Genomic DNA, 24,860 nt, shown 5'->3' with positions numbered 1-24,860 from the left:
ATATATATTTCATATTAATATAAAAATTTTAAAATTTATAACCTATGCCAATATTAAAGGAATTTAATAATTTGTTATCAATCGCATTATTTGACTTAGTGCCTTCATAACCAATATCAACGAGAAAATTAGGTGTAATATTGATTTGCGTACCTACGCCATAAGTTAACGATGGTGATCTACGATGATATTCTTCTTGTTGTGATACAGTATTTTTAGTTAATGTTGCATTTGTGACACCTAATCCAAGTAATCCATAAAAGTTAAGATATTTATTAACTTTATAGGTTGGACCTACTGATGCTGAGAAATATTTTGTTAAACTGTCACTTTGATAATATGAGTTCGCAGTTTCAGTCGTGGCTTTTGATTGACCTTGCATAAAGTTGAGAGAGTAAATAACGCCCCATTTATCATTTAAGTCATTTGTAGCCTTTAGATTTAAGCCTTGAAGTTTGTCTCCATCAGTTATTTTAGCATGTGAATATCCTAAAGAAAAAGAACCGCCAGCGAAAGCAGTTGATGTAAGTAATGTAGAAACCGTAAAAATGTAGAAAATTTTCATAATATAAATCCATCTGATTAAAAATAATATTTAACTTATTAACTAAATAATAAATTTTGACGGATTCTATAGTTTAAATTTTTATAAATCTATATTTGGGGTTCTATCGATATGGCTATTTGAATTGATTTTAATTTTTATTTAATGAATAGTAAGATATAAATAAGTTTTAAATTATGCATAATTTAATTATTTTATGAATAATGTGAATTAATTATATCAAAATCATTGTTCTCATTTTAAATTAAAAAATAACTTAGAATTATAATGTTTTAATTTGTAAATTAATTGTGTTTTTAATCATTATAATTAAAATGGAAAAAACATAAATAAAAAAGAGCACATTTTGTGCTCTTTTTTATTAGGAATTGACTATTGAATGAACCAAGTATAATAGCCTAGAATCATTAATGGCCACGCAATCCATGGACTGAATAACCATTTCCAAAGCCAAAATCTTGGCTGAAATCCGACACCATGAATAAATCCACCAGAGATTCCGATCATGATAAACATCATGGCGCGGTGACTATATCCGCCATCTGCATCTAACATCGCAGATGGATGAACCAGTAAAACTGCTGCAAGTGGGAATGCCAATAAACATGAAATGATCATCGCATATTTATTTGGTTTTTTTTCTACTGAATTCGAAATCATCGTGACATCATTCATTTAACTATTCCTCATCAAGATCTTGATGATTTTCCATGTAAAGTGCACTGAGTACACCAGCAAAGCAGGCCATCAAAACACCTAGAATCCATGCAAAATACCACATAATTTATTCTCCTGTACAAGACCTTAGTAAAGGCTATGCGTATTTTCTTTAATATGTTTAGTCGTAACAACCCCCCACATTTTGTAATAACACCAAGTGGTGTAAATTAAAATGAGTGGTACAAAAATACACGCAGCGACAGTCATGACAGTCAATGTCATATGGCTAGAAACAGCATCCCACATCGTCAAGCTTGATACAGGGTTAGTACTAGATGGCATTAAGAATGGGAATAATGCAAAACCAGCAGTTAAGATTGCACCTACAACTGAAAGAGATGTTCCTAAGAAAGTTAAACCAGCTTTAATTTTTCCTGCGGAACCTATCACAATGAGTGAGCCTAAAATTGCCATAATCGGCGCAATCATCGTAATTGGATATAGACTGTAATTATTCATCCAACCTGGATTTGCATCAGTGATGACCACTTTAGCCAATGGATTTGCAACACCATTAACATCATAAGGTTGTTGTAATGTATAACCTTGAATCCCACCAAAGTATAACCAAGCACCAGCACCAAGGAAGCATACTAAAAATACAATTCCCATGATTTGCGTTGCTTTAGATGCACGCTTTTGTAATGCGCCATCGGTACGTAGCATTAACCAAGCACCGCCATGTGCACAAAGCATAGATAAGCTTACAATTCCACAGACAAGTGCGAAAGGGTTAAGCAGGGCAAAAAAACTACCTTCATAGAATGAACGTAAAGTTGGGTCAAAATGGAATGGTACACCAAGGAACATGTTTCCAAAAGCGACACCAAAAACAAGGGCTGGTACCGCACCACCAATTGCTAAACCCCAATCCCAAGAATTACGCCATTTAGTATTCTCAAGTTTAGATCGATAATCAAACCCGACGGGTCTTAAGAACAAGGCGAATAAGACTAAGAGTAGTGCCCAATACATTCCTGAAAAGGCAGTCGCGTAGAGCATTGGCCAAGCAGCAAATAAAGCCCCTCCAGCCGTAATAAACCAAACTTGGTTACCATCCCAGTGCGGTGCAATGGTATTAATTGCTGCACGGCGTTCATCATCCGTTTTTCCAACAAATGGCATGATGGCCATTGAACCCATATCGAAACCATCTGTGAGTGCAAAACCGATAAGTAATACACCAACAAGAACCCACCAAATTATTTTGAGAATTTCATATTCGATCATGCTTGAGACTCCTCATTTGCCTTTTTAGCAGCTTCAAGTTTCTCGAAGTGGTATTTCCCCGTATGCAGAGAACTTGGGCCAAGACGTGAGAATTTGATCATTAAATATAATTCAATGACAAGTAACACGGTATAGAATAATGCCAGAGCTGTAATAGAGCCAATAACATCTGCTTCACTTAAACTAGAAGCCGAAAGATAAGTTGGTAAAACTTCACCAATGGTCCAAGGTTGGCGACCGACTTCTGCAACATACCAACCAGTTTGAGCAGCAAGCCATGGAAGCGGTAATGCAAAAAGTGCAAATTTTAATAGCCATGGTTTATGTTCTGCATTGCGTTTAGCGACAGCATACGCAGCTAAGACAAAGAGCAATAGCATTAAGAATCCTGATGCAACCATAATACGGAATGCGTAGAACAACGTAGGAACATCTGGAATACTATCTTTTGCAGCAGATTTAATTTGTTGCTCATTGGCATCAACTACATTGGTGGTATATTTTTTAAGTAATAAGCCGTAACCTAAATCTTTTTGCGATTCAGCAAAAGCAGCTTTAAGTTCAGGACTTTGATCACCACCACGTAATCTTTCAAGATGGTCATATGCAACCATACCATTACGAATACGTTGTTCATGTAGGGTGATGAGCTCTTTGACGCCCATAATCGGGGTATCTAAAGAACGTGTCGCAATAATACCCAAAACATAAGGTATTTTTATCGCATACTTGGTGGTCATGGTATCGCTATCAGGGAAACCAATTAAGGTAATTGCCGCTGGAGGAGGTTGAGTTTCCCATTCAGCTTCAATTGCCGCAAGTTTAGATTTCTGGACATCACCAACTTCATAACCAGATTCATCACCTAATAAAATAACAGAAAGTGTTGAAGCTAAGCCAAAGACAGCGGCAATAGCAAATGAGCGGCGTGCAAATGGTAAATCACGTTTTTTTAATAAATAAAAACTTGAAATCGCGAGTACAAAAATAGCGCCTGTCACATAACCAGCTGAAACGGTATGTACAAATTTTACTTGAGCTACTGGGTTGAAAATTAGCGCACTAAAGTCCACTAACTCCATTCGCATTGTTTCATAATTAAATGCTGAGCCGACAGGGTTTTGCATCCAACCATTCGCAACAAGAATCCATAATGCAGACATATTGGAGCCTAAAGCAACCAACCAAGTTACGCATAAATGCTGTACTTTTGAAAGTCGATCCCATCCAAAAAAGAACAACCCAATGAAGGTCGATTCTAAGAAGAAAGCCATTAAACCTTCAATGGCTAATGGTGCCCCAAAAATATCACCCACGTAGTGCGAGTAATATGCCCAGTTTGTACCAAATTGAAACTCCATAGTTAACCCAGTTGTGACACCGAGTGCAAAGTTAATACCGAAGAGTTTTCCCCAGAATTTGGTCATGTCTTTATAAATTTCTTTACCAGAAATCACATATGTGGTTTCCATGATGGCAAGTATAAAAGCGAGACCTAAAGTGAGTGGAACAAATATAAAGTGATACATCGCAGTCATTGCAAATTGGAACCGCGATAGATCGACCACGCTTTCAGAAATCATCAACGTGTCTCCTTGTTTATGGAAGGGCTGCCAGCTATCCGCTCGGCAACTTGATTGTCAAAATTTTTTGGAATCGTTGGCTCATCAAACCAAATGTTTTTTATGACAAGTAAAATAACAACTTTAATAATTAATATCGCTGTTATTTCACGAATGATACGTTTGTTAAAATCATTACGTTTTGTGCTCATATCGATAAGCCATATTTTTAAAATATGATTTATATTATTGATAATTTATGAGAAAAAAGAAATAGACTAATCAGTTTTAATGAATAATATATTTTATTTCGTTTAAAATCATGTTGTTACATTTTATTTTTGCTTTAAAATTATACTAATTATTCATTTTATTAATCCTGACTATTTTAGTCGAAATTAATAAATATAATGTAGACTAAAATAGTCAGGATTAATTTAATACTAATAATTTTATGCTGATTAAAATAACTAAATTTTCTTATAAAATAATTTTAAAAATAGTTTTTAAAAAATAATTTAAATAAATATTACAGTACAGTTATTGTATTTAATCTGAAAATTTAAAACAATAAGTGTAATATATTGGATTAACAAATTTACGCAATACAAACTTAAAATTACGTTTGATAACAAATAAATTACATAAAGTAAAAATAATCAATAAGTAAACAATAAAATCAGATAAATATGCAATTATTGATCTAGAAGCTGATTTAATTTTGCTATGCGTTTAGCAATATAATGAGATTTTTGTTGTTTAATAAGTAGAACTTGGGCACTTAGTTCAAGTTCACCAAACTCAGGTTCGACTTGAATATGATGTAATTGACCATATTCATCTCGTACGCGAGCTTGAGCAGAAGAACCAGGTCTTGCATTCCCACTAGAAACCGTGGCTAAACGACCAATTAATATAATATTGCCACGATGCATTTTAGGTTTAATCACTTGATCAAGGCAATGAATCATAAATACTGTGAAAAAAACTGCAATAATTAATACAGGAATAAAAATATAGTATGAAGGAACAAAGGTATCAAATTTAGCAAAAATGACGAATTCGATAAAATAACCAGCAACACTAAAATTTAATAATAAAAATATGAAAATTAGTATCTTAGAGAACTTTACATTAATAAGAGGAGAGTTTTTAAGTGATTTTGGGAAAAAAGCTTTAAAAAAAGAACTTGGTTTTATATTGAAATAATAACCTGTGGTTTCAATTATGCTCAGTACCACAAGAATGATCAAACTTAAGTGAAATGGAATTAAGTTAGAATCAAAAAGGAAGTTTTGCATAAAAGAAACCTCAGTAAATAAATATATTAATCTACAAGATAAATGCCACCATCAGAATGCACATTAATATGAACTTTTTCAAGAGATTGACCTTGGCATGGCCCTGAAATACATTCACCTGTTTCAACAATGAATAAAGCACCATGTGTAGAACATTCGATATATTCTTGATCACGATCTAAAAATTGATTTTCTAAAAACTCAAGTTCAACTTGTAGATGTGGGCAAATATTTTGATAGGCAAAAAAATGACCATCTCTTTGTGTGATAAAAATAATTTCGCCATTTGGTATTTCAAAAGCACGTGCCTCACGCTCAGGAATATCGTCTGTACTACACACTTTAAACATTAAATTCAGCCTTGTTTGAATTCTTCAAATAATTTTACATATTCTTTTAGCTCTAAGCGAGGACCAAATTTAGAAACAACTTCACTTGAAATTAATACAGCGAGTTCAGCCGATTGTTGAAAAGTATGCTCAGAATTTAGAGCATATAAAAAAGCCCCAGCAAATGAGTCACCAGCGCCAACCGTATCCACAGCTTTAACTGAACGCCCGTTTACTGTAAATTCATGACCATCGGTAGAGATTAAAGCACCTTTATCTCCCAATGTAATGACAATGTGTTGACTAAGTAATTTCAATTTAATTAATGCAGCTGCAATATGATCAGTCTCTGTATACATCAATGCTTCTTGTTCATTACAAAATAATAAATCAACGCCATCTGCAATAATTTCATTCAGACCATCACGTGCATATTGCACCATCGCAGGATCAGATAAGGTGAGTGCAACTTTGACCTGATTTGCTTTTGCAATTTTACGAGCTTGCTTCACTGCAATACGCGCACTATCACTGCTTGATAAATAACCTTCTATATACAGCCATTGTGCTGTTTTTAGGGGCTCAAAATCAATTTGTTGTTCATTTAACTCAGCTGTAATACCCAAGTAAGTTTGCATCGTACGTTCAGAATCTTCAGTTACGAGAACCATACAAGTACCAGTAACACCGTCACTGACCGATTTGGGTGATGATTTGATTCCTGAGTTTGTTAGATCGGTGAGGTAGATTTTACCTAATTCATCATTTCCAACTCGACAGGCATAAAATGCAGATCCACCTAATGCGGAAAATGCGACTGTTGTATTTGCGGCAGAACCACCAGCGGCTTGACCTTTATAATTTTGAGTTTTCAATAAGTTGTTGTATAAATTTGTTTGTGTTTCACCATCTGCTAGCTGCATATTGCCTTTTTGTAGGTTTTGTTGAGTTAAGAAATCGTTAGAAACTCTGAATTCTTGGTCAATTAATGCATTTCCAATTGCAAAAAGGTCAACTGTAGCCATGTTTTTGAATCACGTTAAAAATAAGATGGACAGTTTACATGAATGCTCAGCATTGCAGTAGTTTAATGAATAAAATTCAACATTCTATATAATAGCTGGATGAGTTTTATGAAAGATAGACAGGAATTGGTCAGGAATTATATGAAGATAGTGATTAAAGAAGCAAAGATACTCCCACAAGAAATTGTAGAGCTAGAAAAAGAGGCCAACGAGGAAAGTTTTAATTTTGTTACAACGTTAATTGATGAGTTTAACAGTGGAAAAAACTGTTTTAACCAACCTGGGGAGTTTTTTTTAACTGCATATGAAAATAACAAATTGATTGCGTGTGGTGGGTTAAATCAGCAATGGAATGAAAAAGATTTAGAAACGCGCATTGGTCGTGTGCGTCGTTTCTATGTTTTACCGCAATATCGTAAATATGGTGTAGGAAAACAGCTTTTACAACATTTAGAGAAAAAAGCAATCACTCATTTTTCAGCCTTATGTCTATATACAGATACGCATCCTGCGGCTCATTTTTATCAAAAAATGAATTATGTATTTGTAGAAAACCATCCGAATTATAATTATTTCAAGTATTTGATTTCGTAATTTAAGTATTAAAAGCTATATTGTATGAAATCTCTATAATATAGCTATTTTATAAAATTTGAATTTTTTATCACTTTTTTAATTTTGTGTTAAGTATTTTGATAAATACTTTAAGAATCAGGATTATTGATTTTTTCTAATGAACACACACGACTTAAAAATACAACAAACAGAAGATTTAATTCAAAAAGTTCCTCAAATAACAGTCATATTTTGGTTAACCAAAATATTTGCTACCACTTTTGGTGAAATAGCAGGTGATGCTGTTTCAATGTCGCTGAATTTAGGTTATCTGATCAGCACAGTAATTTTTGCTATTCTGTTCATTACTTTTGTTGTTTGGCAAATTAAATCATCAAAATACCGCCCCTTTATTTATTGGTTTACAATTATTGCAAGTACGACAGTGGGCACAACATTAGCAGATTTTGTAGATCGATCGTTAGGAATAGGCTATTGGGGGGGAAGTAGTTTATTATTCCTCTGTGTTAGTCTTTCATTATGGCTTTGGTATAAAACTGAAGGAAGTATTTCACCTCATGTTGCCCATGCTCCTCGGATAGAATTATTTTACTGGATAACGATAACGTTCTCACAAACATTAGGTACAGCATTGGGAGATTGGTCTGCAGATACAGCAGGACTCGGATACTTAGGAGGCGTTGCTTTATTTGCCTGTTTAATTTTATTTACTTTATATTTATATCTATTCACACCTATTTCACGAGTTTTATTATTTTGGACAGCATTTGTATTAACACGACCACTTGGCGCAGTTGTCGGAGATTTTTTAGATAAACCACTGAGTTCTGGAGGTTTAGATTTAAGTCGTTTTACTGCATCTATCGTGTTATTTTTTGTGATGATGGTTTGCGTATTTTGGGAGCATTGGAACTATCAAAAACGACATAAATAAGACTACATTTAAATACAGATAAAAAGCAGCCATAAATAAGTAATTTTTATTTTGACAAAATACCAATCAATCTGCTTGGAATATAGAGAATATATCATTTTCTTCTGGTTTTTAGCGTATAATGTAGAGTCTTAAAAGCATTTATTTTGGAGCTAGCATGACTGTAGATGTCACTGAAACCATTACTCAAACTGTTCATCCTGCGTTTCAGTTGATACGTCAACACCATGTGGAAGCCTTAGATATTTTAGTCTCAGAATATCAACATAAAGTGACAGGCGCTGTACATTATCATTTGGCAACAAATCATGATGAAAATGTATTTTTGGTAGCTTTTCGTACTCAACCCATGGATTCAAAAGGTGAAGCACATATTTTAGAACATACAGCTTTATGTGGTTCTGAAAAATTTCCGGTGCGTGATCCGTTTTTTTTAATGATTCGTCGTTCACTTAATACATTTATGAACGCATTTACGGCAGCGGATTGGACTGCATATCCTTTTGCTACGCAAAATAAAAAAGATTTCCAAAACTTATTAACTGTTTATTTAGATGCAGCATTTGCCGCAAATTTAAACCCACTTGATTTTTCTCAAGAAGGTATTCGAATTGAGTTAGAAAATGGTGAGCCTGTGTATAAAGGTGTGGTATTTAATGAAATGAAAGGGGCAATGAGCTCTCCTTCAGATCAGCTATATCATCAATTGGCACATCATTTGTTCCCAGAAACAACGTATCATTATAATTCTGGTGGTGACCCAAAAGATATTCCAGATTTAACTTACGAAGAGTTAGTTAGTTTCTATAAATCTCATTACCACCCAAGTAATGCCGTATTTATGACGTTTGGTAATGAATCTGCATATCATTTACAAGAGCAATTCGAAACATTGGCGCTGCATAAGTTTCAAAAAGGTGAAACATTATATTCAAAACCAGAACGTCGATTAACAGCACCTATTGAAGTGACTGAGACTTATGCCGTAGATGCAGAAGATTTAAAAGATAAAACTTATCATATTATTTCTTGGTTATTGCCTGAAGCGAGTAACATTAAATTACGTTTAGGAATGCGTCTTGTTGAAGGTGTTTTATTAGAAAATTCTGCCTCACCTTTACGTCATTATTTAGAAACATGTGGTTATGCACAATCTACAGGTCCAATTATGGGCGTAGATGATTCTAATTTTGAAATGACATTTTTCTGTGGGGTACAAGGTTCAAACCCTGAATATGCAGAAGAATTTAAAAATGGCGTATTGAATATTCTAACAGAAATGGCATCTAAGCCTGTCGATACTGCGTTGGTTGATGCAATATTACATCAAATTGAATTACATCAACGTGAAATTAATGGGGATGGCACGCCATATGGTTTAAGTCTCATCTTAAATGGTTTAGGAAGTGCGATTCATCATTCAGACCCAATTCATGTTTGGGATGTAGACACTGCAATAGAACAAGTCAAAGAAGAATTAAAAGATCCAATGTGGCTGTCTCATTTAATTCAACAGCATTTATTGGACAATCCACATCGTGTTCAAATGACGTTGGTTCCAGATGCAACTAAATCGGTGAAAGAAGCAGAAGTTGAAAAATCACGTTTAGCCGCTATTGGTCAAAAATTAACAGAGGATGAGAAAACTGAAATTATTGCGCAAACTGAAGCATTAAAAATTCGCCAAGATACGCCAGATGATTTAAGTTTGTTACCTAAAGTGGGCTTGCAAGATGTTCCAGCAGCCTTACAGATTGTACAAGGCCAGCTGCGTGAAATTATTTCAAATCAAATTGATACACCATTAAACTTATATCATGCTGGCACGAATGGAATTTACTATCAGCAGGTCATCATTAAAATTCCAAATGAAATTGTCATGTCGCCATATTTTAATCTGTTATCTATTTTAATGGGTGAAGTGGGTGCTGGAGAATATGATTATCTTGAGCTTCAACAGCTTCAAACCGCTGTAAGTGGTGGTTTAGGAATGGGGGCATCGCTGCGCTCAAAAGTAGATGATAAAAATGAAATCAGTGCATGGTTGACGCTTACAACAAAATCATTGGTGCATAATTTTGAAGCGATTCGATTGCTTAAATTAGCATTTGAACAGCTAAGATTTGATGAAAAAGATCGAATTATTGAGCTTTTACAACAACGTAAAACACGTTGGGCTTCACGTATTTCTGGCTCTGGGCATAGCTATGCAATGCAAATAGCAGGTCGTCATCATAGTGCTTTAGCATTACGTGATTATCACAATACCGGTTTGGGTGCCTTAAATTGGTTAACAGATTTAGTTTCATCAATTGAAAAAGATGATGCAGCTTATGATGCTTTAATCAATGAATTAAAAACGATTCATACTTTGTTATTGCAAGCGCCGAAGCAATTTTTATTGGTTTGCGAAGAACCACAATCTGATCGTTTAGTTGAAGAAATTCAAAATGTTTGGGACAAATTAGCTGTTCCTGAGATTACGCAAACTTTAACGCCTGTGTCTGTGAATAATACAACTGATAATGAGGCATGGTTGATTCAAGCAAATGTTCAATTTTGCTCATCGGCTTATCAGGCTGTTGAAGTTTCACATCCAGATGCTGCACCATTAATGGTTCTTGCTGCTTACTTACGTAATGGTTTCTTGCATAGTGCAATTCGTGAGAAAGGTGGGGCTTATGGTGGTGGAGCAAGCTATGATGGAAATGCATGTTCTTTCCGTTTTTATAGTTATCGTGATCCACGGTTAGCAGAAACGTTTAAAGATTTTGAAGCAAGTGTTGAATGGTTATTTAATACAGAACAGCAAGAGCATCAGCTTGAAGAAGCAATTTTAGGATTAATTGCTGGAATGGATAAACCTGGCTCTCCTGCGGGCGAGGCAATTACAGCATGTTATGCATATTTGCATGCACGTACACCAGCTTTTAGAAATCTATTGCGTGAACGCTTATTGGCTGTTAGTTTAGAAGACTTAAAACGAGTTGCAAATCAGTATTTGCAACAGCAAACACCTGAAAAAGCGGTAGTTGCGCCAATAACAAAACGTGAAGAATTAGTGAATTTAGGCTTTAATATTCAACAGGTCAAATAAACACTATTTCTTGGAAATAGTATGATATCTAACTCTTATCAGTACACAACAAGGGCGTTGTGTACAATGATTGTATGCTTGATAGCGCCTTTGAAAACCTCTGCTCAAAATGCGGGGAGTATATTTGAGAATATGACCCCTGAACAATGCTCTGCCTTAGTTTCTAATGCAGAGCGTTTAGCATGTTATGACTATAGATTTAGGCAGCATGTTATAGAAACACCTGCGGTTTTTTTTCAGCAAGATGAATCGCAGTCCTTAGAGCGTTTATCTAATACAGCTAATATAATTACTCAACAATCAGATCAATTACATCCGTTTAAGTCATCCAAAAATATATCTTTATTAGATCAACGGTGGGAATTGACACCAGAAACTAAAAAAGGAGTTTGGCGTTTAAGTGCCTTTCAACCTGTTTACGCACTGCCACTATTTTGGACCACACGTAAAAATGAATTACCAACCAGTCCAAATCCACGAAATACTGTGCCTAAAAGTGATCAAGAAAACTTAAACTCAATGGAATCTAAATTCCAGATTTCAATGAAAACCAAAGCAATTGAAAATATTTTTGGAAATAATGGTGATTTGTGGTTAGGTTATACACAATCATCTCATTGGCAGGTCTATAATTCAAAGGAATCACGACCATTTCGTGCAACCAATTATGAACCTGAAGCGAGTTTGATGTTCCGCACCAATTATAACATTTTAGGCTTAAATGGTCGTTTATTGGGCGTAGGATTTAATCATCAGTCGAATGGGAGTTCAGATCCTTTTTCAAGAAGTTGGAATAGGGTGATGTTTAATATTGGATTTGAACGAGAAAATTTTGTTTTAATGATTCGTCCTTGGTTTCGAGTTCCTGAAACAGGCAAAGATGATGATAACCCAAATATTATCGATTATATGGGTCGAGGTGATATCACGACTTTTTACAAATGGAAAGATCAACATTTTTCGTTAATGCTTCGTCATAATTTGAAAACAGGTTCAAATGCGCATGGGGCTGCACAATTTGATTGGACATTTCCAATTAATGGAAATTTAAGAGGGTATTTACAGCTATTTGATGGTTATGGTGAAAGTTTAATTGATTATAACCATAGAGCAACCTATATCGGTTTAGGAGTATCTTTGGTCGATTGGTATTAATTTGAATAATGTATTTTATTTTTCCGTTAAAGCCATTCCTTAGGAATGGCTTTTTTATCCAATTTGAATATCGGTGTTGGGATGATGAATTCTCGATTTTTGCGGTGTTGCAATTAGATATGCCAAGGTTAATGGACCCAATCGACCTGCAAACATGAGTAGCATTAATATAAATAAACTTTCAGGTCGAAGTTCATCTGTAATACCCCGAGATAAACCAACGGTACATGCTGCTGAAACTGCTTCGAATAATAAATCGATAAAATTATGCCTAGGTTCTAAAATAAGAAGAGAAAATAAACCTATAAAAATCAAACTGACAGTAATAAAAATGACAGCTAATGCTTTAAATGATGTATGGCGAGGTACGGAATGATTAAATATACGTAGTTCCGGACTCCGTCGTAAGAAAGTAATGACACTAAGTAGAACAATCACAAAAGTACCTACTTTAATACCGCCTGCAGTACTTAATGAACCACCACCAATAAACATTAAAAGCATAGTGACCAAGGCTGAAGCTTCTGTCATGTCAGATAAATTAAGACTGTTAAATCCAGAAGATCTAGGTACAGTTGCTTGGAACCAAGCATTCACAGCTTGATCGCCGATTGACATCGGAGCCAAGGTTAAAGGATTGGAAGCTTCTAAAATCCAAATCACAATAAAAGCAATAAGATTAATACAGGCGATGGATGTTAAAATTAATTTACTATTTGGGGAGAGTGTTTGCCATCGTTTGGCTTGCTTGATATCCATTAGAATAACAAACCCAATTCCACCAATAATATAAAGCATACTAATTGTAAAAGTAATAAGATATTGACCTGAAAAGCTCATTAAGCTATTGGGAAATAAAGAGAATCCACCATTATTAAATGCAGATACACTATAGAAACTCGCATAAAAAAAGGCTTGTAAGAAATTATAATCTTTCATCCAAGCAATGGTTAAAATAGTGGTGCCAATTGCTTCAAAAAACAAAGAATAAAGTAAGACGCCTTTAATCGTAAAAGATACTTTGCTTAAGCTGGTTTGCCCAATAACTTGCTGTGCCATTACTTGTTGCTTTAGGCCTAATTTATCAGACAGGCTTAATGCCGCTAAAATTGCAAAGGTCATAAAACCTAAACCACCACATTGCAGTAGAATCATGATGATTATTTTACCAAACACGGTATAGGCTTCGCCGACATTCACGACCGATAATCCAGTAATGGTAACAGCTGATGTTGCAGTAAAAATTGCATTAATCCAGCTTAAATCTCCTCGGTGAGCAAAGGGTAATTTAAGTAAAAGTGAGCCGATAATGATAAAACTTAAAAAGCCTAGTGCCAATAAACTAGGTGGGCTCAAATTGATAAATCTTGAATTGGAAGTCTGAGGCGATGTTTTTATAAATTTCATTATCTTGGCTTTAAGGTAGAAAATGTTTAGATAATCTGCGTAGGGGCTCAAGTAACCCTTCTACAATAATGATGTCATCTTTTTGCAAGATTAAATTCGGATCAGGATGATAAGATATTTCTACTTCTCTTTTATGTAAGATGGTTTTGACTTCTGGAACATGATCCATAATGCTATGTAAACGAAGACCTTGTAAATTCTCTTTAATTTCAACCTTTACAATATAGTGATCATCACTTAAAGCCATATAACGGCTCACCATGGGATAGCTTAACGATTGAGCTATCCGAATTCCCATATCCTCTTCAGGATGAATAATTTTATCTACATTTAAATGCGTTAAAATCATATGGTGTGCTTTTGACTTTGCTTTTGCCCAGATTTTTTTAATGCCTAAATTTTTTAAGTGCAGTACGCAAAGAATACTTGCTTCAATATCTTCTCCGATTGCGACGACGACAGCATCACAATTTTGAATATTTAATTCGTTTAAAACATGTTCATCCGTTGCATCAGCAATTGCAGCATGAGTAATGTTTTCAGAAATGTTTTCTACATTTTTTTTTTCAGAATCTATACCCAATACATCGTGTTTTAATTTGACTAATTCTGTTGCTATGGTTGCACCAAAACTTCCTAAGCCAATAACTGCAAATTGAGCCATTGTAAACCTTTTAGATTTCAAGTGATTAATTTCTATTTTTATAATAGCGTTTAAAAGGTAAAAGTGCAGTAATTATTAAATTAAGTTAATTCTATAATTTGGTTTTGAAACTATTATGCTTGAATTGTGATATATTTTATTTATATTATATAAAAAATAAATAACATCAAAAATATACAATATACAGATAACTCGTTAGTTAAAATGTTTTATTGTGTTAATATTGTCACATATTGGCAAGCCTTAAGGCTTTTAATGATGATCTCAAAATCTAAAATTTTAGTTATTTTATTCGTGAGCGTATTCCTTATTTCTTGCTCAAAAAAAGAAGGTTCCATCTTTGAAGATAGTAATGCTACCTATCAAGCCGAAGGTACAACAATCGTAGACGAACAGAATAATACTTCGACCATACAACCACTTGTTCAGCAAAGACCTGAAGTTTTATTAATGCCTCATATAAATGAAATTGAACAGCGTCATCAGATGGTTCGTGAAGCAAATATTCAATTTACAACGCAAGATACCATTAAAACGGCACTAGCTATTGATAAAATGACAATAGATTTTGGTGGTTATGTTGAACAAAAAAATATAAATTTTCAGATTATTGATGTGAAAGTACAAAAAGTTGCAGATGGTAAAATTAAAATTTTTGAAAAAATAAACCCTGTTGCAGATATTATTGTTCGTATACCAAATGAAAAAGCAGCTAATTTTGTGAATGATCTTTTACCGTTAATGCATTTTTTAAATCAGCAACTATATTCTGCCAAACGATATGAGTTAAAGTTATTAGAAGGCGAGGTTAATGAAGCACAAAATAAAAATGAAAAAGTTAATAATATTTCTCATTTGAGCCAGCTTGAAATTCGTGACCGAGCCTGCTATAGCACAATCATTATCAATATAAATCAGCCTGTAATTGTACGTGAACGAACAGATATTGATATTGATACTATTGCCCATTTAAATACAGATGGTTTTTGGATAAGAGCGTGGCGTGGAATCCAATGTGGATGGATTGTGACATTAGATTTTATTGTGATTTTAATTGCTATTTGGCCACTTTATTTATTAATTATCATCGGGGTTCTGGTTTATTATTTCATAAAATCTATTTTAGAAAAATATAAATAGTAATATATTTAGTTTCTACTAAAAAAGGCATACTAAATACCTTTTTTAGTTTTATTTAGACTAGTCTAAACATTCTATTATGCTTTTCCAATACGCCATTGGTAAGGTGGCAAGGTTCCATTTACACTAAAGTCGCCCACAATGCGGTCTTTAAATATGCGAGGATTATGCGATGCGAGCGTACGGATATTTCTCCAATAACGATCCAAGGCTAAATTTTTATCGGTTGCTGAGGCACCTAATGCATCAAAAATAATACTTGAAGCATTTAATGCCAAATCGATAATAATTGTTTGTGATTGTGCAATTTCAAGTTCAGCAATTGCATTTTGATCGGCTTCTAAAAGTTCATTTTGACTAAATGCTGATTCATAGGCACGTTGTAGTGCTTGTGCATTTTTTTCAATGATTGCATTGGATGTGTAAGCTGCTCCACGAACCTTTCCTACGACTTGTAAAACTTGTGGATCTTGACGTACGTGTTGGGCATTAGCATGACTATAATTTCGTGTACGTTTATCAACCAATTCTGAGAGTTCATATGTCGCACTACGGGTTAAACCTGTAATGATTGCAAGTTGAATTAATTGATAATATGCTGCAGAGTATTTGAATCGATCATCATCTGGTAGGATATCTGTCGGATTGACTTCAACATTTTCAAAAATAGTGGTACCGCTTGCAGTGAGCACTTGTCCGAAACCATTCCAGTCATCCAGAATAGTGACACCTGTACGATTTCTTGGTACTAAAATGGATGCAGACTCGCCTTGAAGATCACTGATGCCGACATCAATCCAATCTGCGTATAAGCTGCCAGTGGTATAATATTTTTTCCCATTCAAATGAACAGTGCCATCGTCTTTTTTTACCAAGTGAGTGCTAAACTGATCTCTTGCTTCCTGTCCGCCTTCAGACCATGCACTGCCGACTGTTTCGCCTTGACCAATACGTGTCAGCCACGTCGTTTTAAACTCAGAATCTGGACTTAATAGTACATCTTCAGTAAAACCAAAATGGACGCGTAATATTTGAGGTAAGTTTGCATCGGCTTCTGCTAATTCTACTAATAAAGTAAATAACTCAGGAATTGTTGCGTCAAAGCCATTATATTCTTTTGGAATACGAAGGCGGGTAAAACCTGAATCTTTTAACCATTGTAATTGTTCAAAAGGTAAAATATGTTCTTTTTCTCGAACATTGACCGATGCTTTAATTTTTTCAAAAATAGGGCGAAATTGCGCGGCTAATTCATCATATCGAGCAGAAGGTCCTTGACCCCAGACTTGATAGATCAGTGAATCGATACTTGGTCGATGCTTTAATTGAGTTGATTGTTGTAACTCTACTAATGAAGTCATAATCAATATATATGTAGCTATAAAACCAAAATTATTATTCTTATGTATCTAACAATAAATTAACAAAAATATATAATGAAATATTGAATTATTATTAACATATAAATAGAAAAGCATATTCAAAAATTGAAATTAGAGTGAAAAACTAACAGTAAAATATAAAAAATATTTATTTTCAATTGGTTGTATGGTTTTTGTGTAAATGAATCGAAATATGGGAGAGAGATAAAAGTTTAAATTTCATTAAAAAAAATAAATTTGGATAATTAATAATCAAATTCAGCACCAATATAGTGCTTTTTTATTTCTTATAAATTATACGCATAACGTTATGCATATTTTTCAAATGAAATAAAAAGATAAGCATTTTTAATTTTAGTATTTATATAACAAAATATCTTTGCTAATAATTCATATTATCAAACCTGAATCTTGTTCAAATTTAATCTTATGACTATTTCGACCCAACTCCCAACGGTGCAATCTATTATCCAAGCACATACCTATTTGAAACAACAAAAACCTTTGGTGCAATGTCTTACGAATAGTGTATCTGTTAATTTTATGGCAAATGTATTACTAAGTGCGGGTGCATCTCCTGCTATGGTGGATAATCCTGAAGAGGCTGCTGAATTTGTACATTTTGCTCAGGCAGTAGTGGTAAATTTAGGCACACCAACTTCCGCACTAGTTGAGTCTATGAAACTCGCGATTACTGAAGCACATAAAATCAATAAGCCTTGGATTTTAGATCCAATTGCGGCAGGAGCTTTGTCATGGCGTGGACAGTTAGCAGCCGATTTTTTACAGTTTAAACCAACCATTATTCGTGGAAATGCATCTGAAATTATTGGATTGGCAGGCTTGGGTTCAAATCGTAAAGGGTTTGATAGTTCAAATGATCCTGCACATTCTGTACAAGCGGCAAAAGCACTACTTGAGTATACCTCAGCAGTTTCTGCATCTGGTGAGGTCGATCATATTGTGGCAAAAACCTACATTGATCAGAAAGAACAATATTGGGTTGCTAAAATTAAAGGGGGGAGCTATTTCTTTCCACTTGTTACCGCTTCAGGTTGTTCATTAGGTGCATTGGTCGCTGCTTATAGTGCTGTAACTGATCCCTTTAATGCAGTGGTGAGCGCACATGCACATTTTGCAGTTGCAGGTCAAAAAGCCCATTTAAAAGCGGATGCTCCTGGAGATTTTCAACGCGAATTTATTAATGAATTGTACAGAGTATCTGCTGAAGATTTTGAAATTTACTTAAATTTTCAAATTGAAGAATTAATTCTTGTATGAGTTATTTAATCCAAGCTCCTGAGTTGGTGCAGCAACTCAGTAAAGTACAGCTTTTCGAGGTGGGTGCAAAAACAGCAAATTTAGATGCTGCACAAATTGCATATCAGGAGTTTTTAAATGCGCATATTCCATTAGCGCAATATGTAGACTTACATCAAGATTTTTGCAATTTAAATACACATTTACAGTATCAGTGTCCAACTGAAATTGAAATGCATGTGTCGATTCAGAAATTTAATATTGATTGGCATAAACCTGTTGTTATATACGATCGAGAAAATCATATTTGGGCAGCACGACTATTCTGGGTTTTAACTGCGTATGGACATCCTGATGTTCGATTATTAAATGGCGGGTTACATACTTGGAAAACCTTAGGTTATGAGATCCATCAAGGTCAAAGTCAGATTGTAACTCCGTTATCAAAGTACATTTATCCGAAACTGAATACCGATTATTTTGCAAATTTAAATGATGTCAAAAATATTATAGAACATGATTCACCTGTTCAATTATTGAATGTTCTTCGTGAAGTTGTTTTTCGTGGTGATGAGCTACGTTACGCACGAGCAGGACATATTCCCAGAAGTATTAATATCCCGTTTTCATTTTTCTTAGATGAAAATGGTCAATTTATAGAACCAATTTTAGATGTATTTGCTCATTTTGAGCTCGATTTAAACCGAGAAATTATTATTTACTGTGGTAGCGGCGTGACTGCAAGCGGTGCTGCATTGGCACTTCTACAGGCGCGAGCAAAATCTGTCAAAATTTATGATGGATCAATGTCTGAATGGAGTGAACATTCAGAACTGCCACTGAAAATAATAAACTGATGTAAGAGGAATAAAGTATGGCGATTAAAGCATTATGGTATTTAAGTACCGCAGATGGACATTATCCATGGATACCTGAAGGTTTCTTCCCCGTAGATTTTGAGCGCTATAAAAAACTTGCTCAAACGATTGATCAAGGTGGATTTTTTGGTGCTTTAGTTGCAACTTGGCCAAATGATCCATTGACTTCAGCTGCGTCAGTTGCGGGTTTTACGCAGAAAATGAAATTTTTAGTGGCTGAATATGCTGGATTAACGCCTGCAAAGTTACTTGCGGAACAAGCGCTAACATTTGAAAAATTTCATGGTAGTCGTTTGCTATTTAATCATATTAATGGAACACCACAACGAATTTCAACGTACGGCATTAGCTTAGAAGCTGAAAAACGTTATGCTTTAGGGCAAAGTTACTGGGAAGAATTTCAAGAACATTATCAAAAAGGCTATCGTTCTTTATTTCCAAATACTGATTTTACCATTGAGCCAACCTCAGAAAAAGGGATTCCACTCTGGGGAACTGGAGATTCTACAGCAGGCGTTCAACATGCTGGGCAAGTTGTTAATGTTTATTTATTGATGCTTCGTGAATTAGATCGAGTGAAAGATCAATTTTCACGGGCTGTGGAGGCAGCTCAACAGAATGGCCGACGTTATGACGACTTAGGTGCATTAACCAGTGTCACAGTACGAAAAAATCAACATGATGCTGAAAAACATTTCTATCAAATTTTTGAGAAGACTGGTGTAGATTTACTTAAGCAGAAATTAGATGTCTCTATTCAGCGTAAAACTGGAGGAGATGAAAATATCAATACGTTTCAAGCACCTGATGCTCAGCGTCAAGAATGGGTGGATTACATTCGTCAAGGGAAATTACCTCCTTTGGAATCATTGCGTTTAGAAAATAATTTATATGCGGGTATGAGTGCTTGGTCTTCACTTGATATTTTTGGTTATGCATCCTCTGCGGCCTATTTGGTTGGTAGTCCGGAAAATATTGCAGCACAGGTTGAGCAATACCATAAAGAAACAGGTTTGAGCGCATTGATTATGTCGGGCTGGCCTTTAATTGAAGAAGCGCAAATAACATCTGAGTTATTACTTCCTTTATTAAAGGAAATTGGTGAGTAATGCAGTATCAACTTTCACATCATGCAACTGGGATTACTTTAAATTGTCAAGCGGTGCTATTCGACTTAGATGGCACACTTGTTCAATCCACATCACTCATTTCAGATATTTTACGAGCATGGGCGATTGAGCAACAGTTGGATCCAATTCAAGTCATTGATTATAGTCATGGAAAACGTACACAAGATATTGTGGTGCATTTTATTGAAGATGAATGTCATTCAATTCATTATGAGGCATTAACCCAAAAATTTTTGGAGGCAGCACATCAAACTCAAGCCATAAAGGGGGCGATTGCATTTATTCAATTATTAAATGCACAGAATATCCCTTGGGCGATTGTCAGCTCTTCAGAAAATGCGCTAATTCATTCACGTATGTCAGCTGCAGGATTTCCAAAGCCTCAGTCTGTCGTTTCAGCAGAAATGATTCAACAAGGAAAACCTCATCCTGAAGGTTATTTATTGGCAGCAGAAATGTTGCAAGTAAGCATTCAACATTGCCTAATTTTTGAAGACTCATCAGCTGGCATATTGGCTGCTGAAGCTGCAGGTGGTCAACTGATTGTCGTTGGTCATTCTCAGAAAAATTATATTTGTATTCAAGACTTCAAAGAGTTTAACTAATATTCTTTTTACTTAATACAGTGGATGATCCTTGAAGAGTTGTAAAATCCAAGCGATGAACACTTGTTGTCGTGGTGAAACAAGTGTTTTCGAAGGGTAAAGTAAAGAGACGGGTAATGATGGCGCTGGGATATTCGTCAAAATTTCGCATAAACTGCCATTTTGAATCTCTGAGGCAAGGGCATAGTGTGGAACCTGAATGATTCCCAGACTTTGCTTTGCTGCAGCTGTGTAAGTATGAGCACCATTCACTTGAATTTTAATCGGTAAATCATAAGCTTCTACTTCATGATTGTGTAAAAATTCAAGTGGAAGATTTTTTTGTCGAGCTGTCGAGTAAAATCCCACCATAAAGTGCGCATTGAGTTGATCTACATTGCTTGGTGTTCCATATTCTTGTAAATATTGTGGACTGGCTAAAGTCACTTGTTTAATTTGTCCAAGATGTCGCACAATGAGGTCGCTATTATTTAATTGACCAACACGAATAACACAATCAATTCCTTCTTTAATCACATTAACATAGCGATCACTTTCTGAAAGTTGTAATTGTATTTGTGGAAATTCTTTTAGAAATTGGTGTATATGTGGAAGAATAAAATGAGATGCAAAAATACCATGTACTTCAATTCTTAATATACCTTGTGGTTTTGCATGCAAAAAATCATGATCAGATTCGTGAATATAACTTAATATATATTTACAACGTTCATAATAAATATGACCTTCATGCGTTGGTTTTACTTGTCGTGTCGTTCTAAATAATAAACGCGTATTTAATTGTGATTCGAGCTGCTTAATGACATCTGTGAGCGTAGAGCGTGGTATCCCTAATATGTGCGCAGCTTTGGTAAAACTTTGTTGTTCTACAACGTGTATAAATGCAGACATCGCATTTAATTTATCCATCTTTTTTATGCTCACATTGTTCGGGTTATTCGGATAAAGATGTCAGTTTATACTAGATTATCTTGCTTTTAATGAACAGTATCATAGCAGCAGTTGATCGATAAAGGCATCATGAAATGACGGCAAGAAATGATTCTAAGCAAAAAAAAGTGATATTAATTACAGGTGCTTCAAGAGGGATTGGTGCATATACGGCTTGTTTACTGGCAAGCCAAGGTCATCAGGTTATTATTAATTATGCACATAATGATCAAGAAGCAAATCGTATTGTAGATAAGATTCAAACGGCTGGTGGTTCTGCATCTGCATTTAAAGCCAATATTCAGTATGCAAATGAAGTTAAAAATTTATTTGATTATGTAATACAGACGTATGGAAAATTAGATGTATTGATTAATAATGCTGGAATCTTACGTTTAAATAAAATTGAACAATTAGATGATGACAGCATTGATGAAGTTTTTGCAATTAATGTCAAAGGTGCAATTTATACCATGCGAGAAGCTGCCCAACGACTTGAACAAGGTGGAAAAATTATTAATTTATCAAGCAGTGTTGTTGGTATGAATTTAGAGGGATATGGGGTCTATACTGCCTCAAAAGCTGCAATTGAATCTCTAACAGTTATTTTAGCAAAGGAATTAAGAGGGCGAAATATTACGGTAAATGCGATTGCCCCTGGACCAACAGCGACTGAGCTTTTTCTAAATGGTAAAAGTGAAGAGCTAATTTCTAAACTCAGTTTAGCAGCGCCTTTAGAACGCTTAGGTACTGTGGAGGATATTGCAGCTGTTTTAGATTTTGCGGTCAATGACGGAAGTAATTGGGTGAATGGACAAACATTACGTGTAAACGGTGGAATTATCTAAGCATTGTGTATGACTCATTGACGTGAATCAAGAACAAAACATTTTTTGTTCTTGATAGTTATTTTTACGGTATGGTTTTATACCACTGTGTGGTTTGAGTTTCAGTCGTGAAAATTTGCCCCATTTCAGGGGTAAGGGTATGAATGCCATAAGATTGCATCAATGGAACACTCTGAATGACGGACTCATTCCAATGATGTAATGCCATACTATAAGCTCCCCAATGTACTGGAACTACAGCCTTTGCACCAATATCTTTTGCTGCTTGCGCTGTTTGTGCAGGACTCATATGTATTGCAGACCACTTTTCATCATATTGTCCATTTTCCAAAAAGGCGAGATCAATAGCGGGAAAGCGCCGTCCAACCTCTGCATAATGGATACCATAACCATTATCACCGCTATAAAAAATGGTCTGTTGAGTATCTTGAATAATCCATCCCGCCCATAAAGATTGATTTGTATCACGTAGACCTCGGCCTGATGCGTGATGTGCTTCTGTTGCTGTAATTTTCACTTGATCCAGTTGATAATCTTGCCACCAATCCAGTGCAATAATGTTTTGACTCGCGACCCCCCATTTTTCTAATGTTTTGTCTAGACCTAAAGGAACTACATACTGTGTTTCAGGAGAATGCTTAACTAAATATTGAATGGTCTTTTTTTCTAGGTGGTCATAGTGATTATGAGAAATAATCACTAGATCGATGAATGGAAACTCATGAATCTGTGCGGGAGCATCTTGAAAACGATGCATCATAAAACCCAAAGGGACAACCGATTTACCAAAAACAGGATCAACGGCAATGGTTTTCCCACTGACACGCATAAGTAGGTTCGAGTGCCCAAACCAAATAAATTGATTGTCTTGAGGGTTACTCAAAAATACATTCCAATCTGGTTTTTGCATAGGGAGCGTGTGTGCTGGGGCACGTTTTTTTTCATTGTAGAACATATCCCAAAGTGTACGAACGGCGACTGAAAAGGAAATCGGTTCTTCAATAGGATGGCGATTTACAAATTGTTGTTGAGTGACATTATAATGATCACTCTGGGGTAAGTTTAAATTTTGTGGCATAGCAGAGAGATAACTTAGTGGGGTTATGAGGAGAAACGTAGGAATCCAAATTCTTTTTTTCATGTGTGAATCAACATTAAAAATGAGTATATATTCAGTGAGTAACGTTAAACGTTATTCTTATTTGAAAGTGGCGTCATCACGTAGCGTATCAATTAATGCACGTAATCCTGCAGGAATTAAACGATGACCTGGGAAATATAAAGCCATACCTTCATAGGTAATTTCATAGTCTTTTAAGATAGGAACTAACTCACCTCTTGCAAGTTCCTCTCGAATACTCCAATCATTAATATAAGCAATACCTGATCCATCTTTAGCGGCATCAATTGCAATATTTTGATTATTTACAATCAGATTTCCTTTGGGTTTTATGTCGATAAATATGCCATTATCCGTGAACTCCCAATGGTAAATTTTTCCAGACGTAAAACGAAAAGCAATACAATTGTGTTGACTGAGATCATGCGGAGAGGACGGCACACCATATTTTTCAAAATATTCAGGAGAGGCAACCACCAGCGGACGGAAATATTCAGGTCCAACAGGAATACAAATCATATCTTTAGGTACTAGACTCTTAAGACGAATCCCTGCATCCATACCTTCTTTTACAATATCGACTAAATGTTCTTGGACAATAAGTTCCAATGTAAGCTCAGGATATAATTTTGAAAATTTATTGAGTATTGATGGAAAAAGAATTCTAGCTGCTACTTCAGCAGTGCTGATTTTTAAAACGCCTTTGGGGGTATTTCGAAATTCAGTAACATCATCTAAAACACTTTCTAATTCAGCAAGCGCGGGACTCAGGCGTTGTAAAAATGCTTGTCCAGCATCAGATAAGAATACACTGCGAGTTGTTCGGTTAAATAGACGAATCCCCATGTCTGCTTCTAATGATGAAATTGCATTGCTAAGTGTCGATGCAGATACACCGAGAGACTGTGCTGCTTTACGAAAATTACGATGTTTTTCTATCGCAATCACAGCTTGTAGGTCAAATAAAGTTGTTTTAGCAAATTTCATCATTGTTTCATCTTA

Annotated in this window: 24 protein-coding genes and 1 pseudogene; 10 read left to right on the top strand and 15 right to left on the bottom strand. The window is 35.1% G+C overall.

Going from position 1 to position 24,860, the window contains the following annotated elements; translation table 11 throughout:
• Positions 1-28: 28 nt before the first annotated feature.
• The 9 genes from B9T31_RS05790 to B9T31_RS05750 form a co-directional block, all read right to left on the bottom strand.
• Positions 29-565, bottom strand: coding sequence for an Ail/Lom family outer membrane beta-barrel protein (locus B9T31_RS05790; RefSeq protein WP_086181006.1), 537 nt, complete (start codon positions 563-565; stop codon positions 29-31).
• 372 nt (positions 566-937) lie between these two features.
• Entirely contained in the window at positions 938-1,240 is a 303-nt protein-coding gene (locus tag B9T31_RS05785) for a cyd operon YbgE family protein (RefSeq protein ID WP_086181005.1), read from the bottom strand.
• A 4-nt stretch (positions 1,241-1,244) separates the two neighbouring features.
• Entirely contained in the window at positions 1,245-1,346 is a 102-nt protein-coding gene (gene cydX / locus B9T31_RS05780) for a cytochrome bd-I oxidase subunit CydX (RefSeq protein ID WP_086181004.1), read from the bottom strand.
• A 23-nt stretch (positions 1,347-1,369) separates the two neighbouring features.
• The gene (gene cydB, locus B9T31_RS05775) at positions 1,370-2,515 is read right to left on the bottom strand and encodes a cytochrome d ubiquinol oxidase subunit II (protein ID WP_086181003.1); all 1,146 of its coding nucleotides are present in this window, start codon (positions 2,513-2,515) and stop codon (positions 1,370-1,372) included.
• A complete protein-coding gene (locus B9T31_RS05770) occupies positions 2,512-4,098 on the bottom strand; it encodes a cytochrome ubiquinol oxidase subunit I (protein WP_086181002.1) in 1,587 nt (528 codons plus the stop codon). The genes cydB and B9T31_RS05770 overlap by 4 nt, the downstream gene beginning before the upstream one ends.
• Positions 4,098-4,289: a cytochrome oxidase putative small subunit CydP gene (cydP, locus tag B9T31_RS05765; RefSeq protein WP_086181001.1), complete on the bottom strand. Its 192-nt coding sequence runs from the start codon at positions 4,287-4,289 to the stop codon at positions 4,098-4,100. Before cydP ends, B9T31_RS05770 begins: the two co-directional genes overlap by 1 nt.
• Positions 4,290-4,772: 483 nt before the next feature.
• A complete protein-coding gene (locus B9T31_RS05760; protein ID WP_086181000.1) occupies positions 4,773-5,378 on the bottom strand; it encodes an OB-fold-containig protein in 606 nt (201 codons plus the stop codon).
• 26 nt (positions 5,379-5,404) lie between these two features.
• Entirely contained in the window at positions 5,405-5,728 is a 324-nt protein-coding gene (locus B9T31_RS05755) for a Rieske (2Fe-2S) protein (protein ID WP_086180999.1), read from the bottom strand.
• A 5-nt stretch (positions 5,729-5,733) separates the two neighbouring features.
• Positions 5,734-6,732, bottom strand: a complete 999-nt coding sequence (locus B9T31_RS05750; RefSeq protein ID WP_086180998.1) for an adenosine kinase — start codon at positions 6,730-6,732, stop codon at positions 5,734-5,736.
• Between the two features lie 141 nt (positions 6,733-6,873).
• On the opposite strand from B9T31_RS05750, the gene B9T31_RS05745 reads away from it, so the two are divergent.
• The 4 genes from B9T31_RS05745 to B9T31_RS05730 all read left to right on the top strand — a co-directional run bounded on the left by B9T31_RS05745 (position 6,874) and on the right by B9T31_RS05730 (position 12,494).
• Entirely contained in the window at positions 6,874-7,326 is a 453-nt protein-coding gene (locus B9T31_RS05745; RefSeq protein ID WP_086180997.1) for a GNAT family N-acetyltransferase, read from the top strand.
• A gap of 139 nt (positions 7,327-7,465) precedes the next feature.
• Positions 7,466-8,242: a hypothetical protein gene (locus tag B9T31_RS05740; RefSeq protein WP_086180996.1), complete on the top strand. Its 777-nt coding sequence runs from the start codon at positions 7,466-7,468 to the stop codon at positions 8,240-8,242.
• Positions 8,243-8,399: 157 nt separating this feature from the next.
• Positions 8,400-11,339: an insulinase family protein gene (locus B9T31_RS05735; RefSeq protein ID WP_086180995.1), complete on the top strand. Its 2,940-nt coding sequence runs from the start codon at positions 8,400-8,402 to the stop codon at positions 11,337-11,339.
• A gap of 21 nt (positions 11,340-11,360) precedes the next feature.
• Positions 11,361-12,494, top strand: coding sequence for a phospholipase A (locus tag B9T31_RS05730; protein ID WP_086180994.1), 1,134 nt, complete (start codon positions 11,361-11,363; stop codon positions 12,492-12,494).
• Between the two features lie 54 nt (positions 12,495-12,548).
• Here the strand turns inward: B9T31_RS05730 and B9T31_RS05725 are convergent, their stop codons facing one another.
• Together B9T31_RS05725 and B9T31_RS05720 are read right to left on the bottom strand one after the other, a co-directional pair.
• Positions 12,549-13,901, bottom strand: a complete 1,353-nt coding sequence (locus B9T31_RS05725) for a TrkH family potassium uptake protein (RefSeq protein WP_086180993.1) — start codon at positions 13,899-13,901, stop codon at positions 12,549-12,551.
• A 10-nt stretch (positions 13,902-13,911) separates the two neighbouring features.
• Positions 13,912-14,565 carry a potassium channel family protein gene (locus tag B9T31_RS05720; protein WP_086180992.1) on the bottom strand — a complete coding sequence of 218 codons (654 nt, stop codon included), beginning with the start codon at positions 14,563-14,565 and terminating at the stop codon, positions 13,912-13,914.
• Between the two features lie 255 nt (positions 14,566-14,820).
• Here B9T31_RS05720 and B9T31_RS05715 point away from each other — a divergent pair, with 255 nt between their 5' ends.
• A complete protein-coding gene (locus tag B9T31_RS05715; RefSeq protein WP_228145986.1) occupies positions 14,821-15,705 on the top strand; it encodes a DUF4349 domain-containing protein in 885 nt (294 codons plus the stop codon).
• A gap of 77 nt (positions 15,706-15,782) precedes the next feature.
• Here B9T31_RS05715 and B9T31_RS05710 read toward each other — a convergent pair.
• Positions 15,783-17,006, bottom strand: a pseudogene (locus B9T31_RS05710) (acyl-CoA dehydrogenase family protein); the annotation flags it as partial.
• A 510-nt stretch (positions 17,007-17,516) separates the two neighbouring features.
• Between B9T31_RS05710 and thiM the strand changes: the two are divergent.
• The 4 genes from thiM to B9T31_RS05690 are packed head-to-tail and all read left to right on the top strand — an operon-like array spanning position 17,517 to position 20,960.
• The gene (gene thiM / locus B9T31_RS05705; RefSeq protein ID WP_086180989.1) at positions 17,517-18,368 is read left to right on the top strand and encodes a hydroxyethylthiazole kinase; all 852 of its coding nucleotides are present in this window, start codon (positions 17,517-17,519) and stop codon (positions 18,366-18,368) included.
• Positions 18,365-19,204, top strand: a complete 840-nt coding sequence (locus B9T31_RS05700) for a sulfurtransferase (protein ID WP_086180988.1) — start codon at positions 18,365-18,367, stop codon at positions 19,202-19,204. The genes thiM and B9T31_RS05700 overlap by 4 nt, the downstream gene beginning before the upstream one ends.
• A 17-nt stretch (positions 19,205-19,221) precedes the next feature.
• Positions 19,222-20,334: an LLM class flavin-dependent oxidoreductase gene (locus tag B9T31_RS05695; RefSeq protein ID WP_086180987.1), complete on the top strand. Its 1,113-nt coding sequence runs from the start codon at positions 19,222-19,224 to the stop codon at positions 20,332-20,334.
• Positions 20,334-20,960 (top strand): HAD-IA family hydrolase, encoded by a 627-nt coding sequence (locus B9T31_RS05690; RefSeq protein ID WP_086180986.1) that lies wholly within the window; start codon positions 20,334-20,336, stop codon positions 20,958-20,960. The genes B9T31_RS05695 and B9T31_RS05690 overlap by 1 nt, the downstream gene beginning before the upstream one ends.
• A 12-nt stretch (positions 20,961-20,972) precedes the next feature.
• Here B9T31_RS05690 and B9T31_RS05685 read toward each other — a convergent pair whose 3' ends face one another.
• Positions 20,973-21,869 carry a LysR family transcriptional regulator gene (locus B9T31_RS05685; protein ID WP_086180985.1) on the bottom strand — a complete coding sequence of 299 codons (897 nt, stop codon included), beginning with the start codon at positions 21,867-21,869 and terminating at the stop codon, positions 20,973-20,975.
• A 116-nt stretch (positions 21,870-21,985) separates the two neighbouring features.
• Here B9T31_RS05685 and B9T31_RS05680 point away from each other — a divergent pair, with 116 nt between their 5' ends.
• A complete protein-coding gene (locus B9T31_RS05680) occupies positions 21,986-22,738 on the top strand; it encodes an SDR family oxidoreductase (protein ID WP_086180984.1) in 753 nt (250 codons plus the stop codon).
• Positions 22,739-22,802: 64 nt separating this feature from the next.
• On the opposite strand, the gene B9T31_RS05675 is transcribed toward B9T31_RS05680, so the two are convergent.
• Together B9T31_RS05675 and B9T31_RS05670 are read right to left on the bottom strand one after the other, a co-directional pair.
• Positions 22,803-23,879, bottom strand: a complete 1,077-nt coding sequence (locus B9T31_RS05675; protein ID WP_086180983.1) for an MBL fold metallo-hydrolase — start codon at positions 23,877-23,879, stop codon at positions 22,803-22,805.
• Positions 23,880-23,936: 57 nt separating this feature from the next.
• The gene (locus B9T31_RS05670; protein ID WP_086180982.1) at positions 23,937-24,848 is read right to left on the bottom strand and encodes a LysR family transcriptional regulator; all 912 of its coding nucleotides are present in this window, start codon (positions 24,846-24,848) and stop codon (positions 23,937-23,939) included.
• Between the last annotated feature and the right edge of the window lie 12 nt (positions 24,849-24,860).

The sequence above is a fragment of the Acinetobacter sp. ANC 4558 genome, from assembly GCF_002135375.1.
Classification (GTDB): Bacteria; Pseudomonadota; Gammaproteobacteria; order Pseudomonadales; family Moraxellaceae; genus Acinetobacter.
Note: the sequence above shows the minus strand (reverse complement) of the source record. Positions and strands in the feature narration are given on the sequence as shown.

Bases quoted from the DNA above. Each gene is read 5' to 3' on its own strand.
- B9T31_RS05790 (WP_086181006.1), bottom strand. From the start codon at position 565: ATGAAAATTTTCTACATTTTTACGGTTTCTACATTACTTACATCAACT.
- B9T31_RS05785 (WP_086181005.1), bottom strand. From the start codon at position 1,240: ATGAATGATGTCACGATGATTTCGAATTCAGTAGAAAAAAAACCAAAT.
- cydX (WP_086181004.1), bottom strand. From the start codon at position 1,346: ATGTGGTATTTTGCATGGATTCTAGGTGTTTTGATGGCCTGCTTTGCT.
- cydB (WP_086181003.1), bottom strand. From the start codon at position 2,515: ATGATCGAATATGAAATTCTCAAAATAATTTGGTGGGTTCTTGTTGGT.
- B9T31_RS05770 (WP_086181002.1), bottom strand. From the start codon at position 4,098: ATGATTTCTGAAAGCGTGGTCGATCTATCGCGGTTCCAATTTGCAATG.
- cydP (WP_086181001.1), bottom strand. From the start codon at position 4,289: ATGAGCACAAAACGTAATGATTTTAACAAACGTATCATTCGTGAAATA.
- B9T31_RS05760 (WP_086181000.1), bottom strand. From the start codon at position 5,378: ATGCAAAACTTCCTTTTTGATTCTAACTTAATTCCATTTCACTTAAGT.
- B9T31_RS05755 (WP_086180999.1), bottom strand. From the start codon at position 5,728: ATGTTTAAAGTGTGTAGTACAGACGATATTCCTGAGCGTGAGGCACGT.
- B9T31_RS05750 (WP_086180998.1), bottom strand. From the start codon at position 6,732: ATGGCTACAGTTGACCTTTTTGCAATTGGAAATGCATTAATTGACCAA.
- B9T31_RS05745 (WP_086180997.1), top strand. From the start codon at position 6,874: ATGAAGATAGTGATTAAAGAAGCAAAGATACTCCCACAAGAAATTGTA.
- B9T31_RS05740 (WP_086180996.1), top strand. From the start codon at position 7,466: ATGAACACACACGACTTAAAAATACAACAAACAGAAGATTTAATTCAA.
- B9T31_RS05735 (WP_086180995.1), top strand. From the start codon at position 8,400: ATGACTGTAGATGTCACTGAAACCATTACTCAAACTGTTCATCCTGCG.
- B9T31_RS05730 (WP_086180994.1), top strand. From the start codon at position 11,361: ATGATATCTAACTCTTATCAGTACACAACAAGGGCGTTGTGTACAATG.
- B9T31_RS05725 (WP_086180993.1), bottom strand. From the start codon at position 13,901: ATGAAATTTATAAAAACATCGCCTCAGACTTCCAATTCAAGATTTATC.
- B9T31_RS05720 (WP_086180992.1), bottom strand. From the start codon at position 14,565: ATGGCTCAATTTGCAGTTATTGGCTTAGGAAGTTTTGGTGCAACCATA.
- B9T31_RS05715 (WP_228145986.1), top strand. From the start codon at position 14,821: ATGATGATCTCAAAATCTAAAATTTTAGTTATTTTATTCGTGAGCGTA.
- thiM (WP_086180989.1), top strand. From the start codon at position 17,517: ATGACTATTTCGACCCAACTCCCAACGGTGCAATCTATTATCCAAGCA.
- B9T31_RS05700 (WP_086180988.1), top strand. From the start codon at position 18,365: ATGAGTTATTTAATCCAAGCTCCTGAGTTGGTGCAGCAACTCAGTAAA.
- B9T31_RS05695 (WP_086180987.1), top strand. From the start codon at position 19,222: ATGGCGATTAAAGCATTATGGTATTTAAGTACCGCAGATGGACATTAT.
- B9T31_RS05690 (WP_086180986.1), top strand. From the start codon at position 20,334: ATGCAGTATCAACTTTCACATCATGCAACTGGGATTACTTTAAATTGT.
- B9T31_RS05685 (WP_086180985.1), bottom strand. From the start codon at position 21,869: ATGGATAAATTAAATGCGATGTCTGCATTTATACACGTTGTAGAACAA.
- B9T31_RS05680 (WP_086180984.1), top strand. From the start codon at position 21,986: ATGACGGCAAGAAATGATTCTAAGCAAAAAAAAGTGATATTAATTACA.
- B9T31_RS05675 (WP_086180983.1), bottom strand. From the start codon at position 23,879: ATGAAAAAAAGAATTTGGATTCCTACGTTTCTCCTCATAACCCCACTA.
- B9T31_RS05670 (WP_086180982.1), bottom strand. From the start codon at position 24,848: ATGATGAAATTTGCTAAAACAACTTTATTTGACCTACAAGCTGTGATT.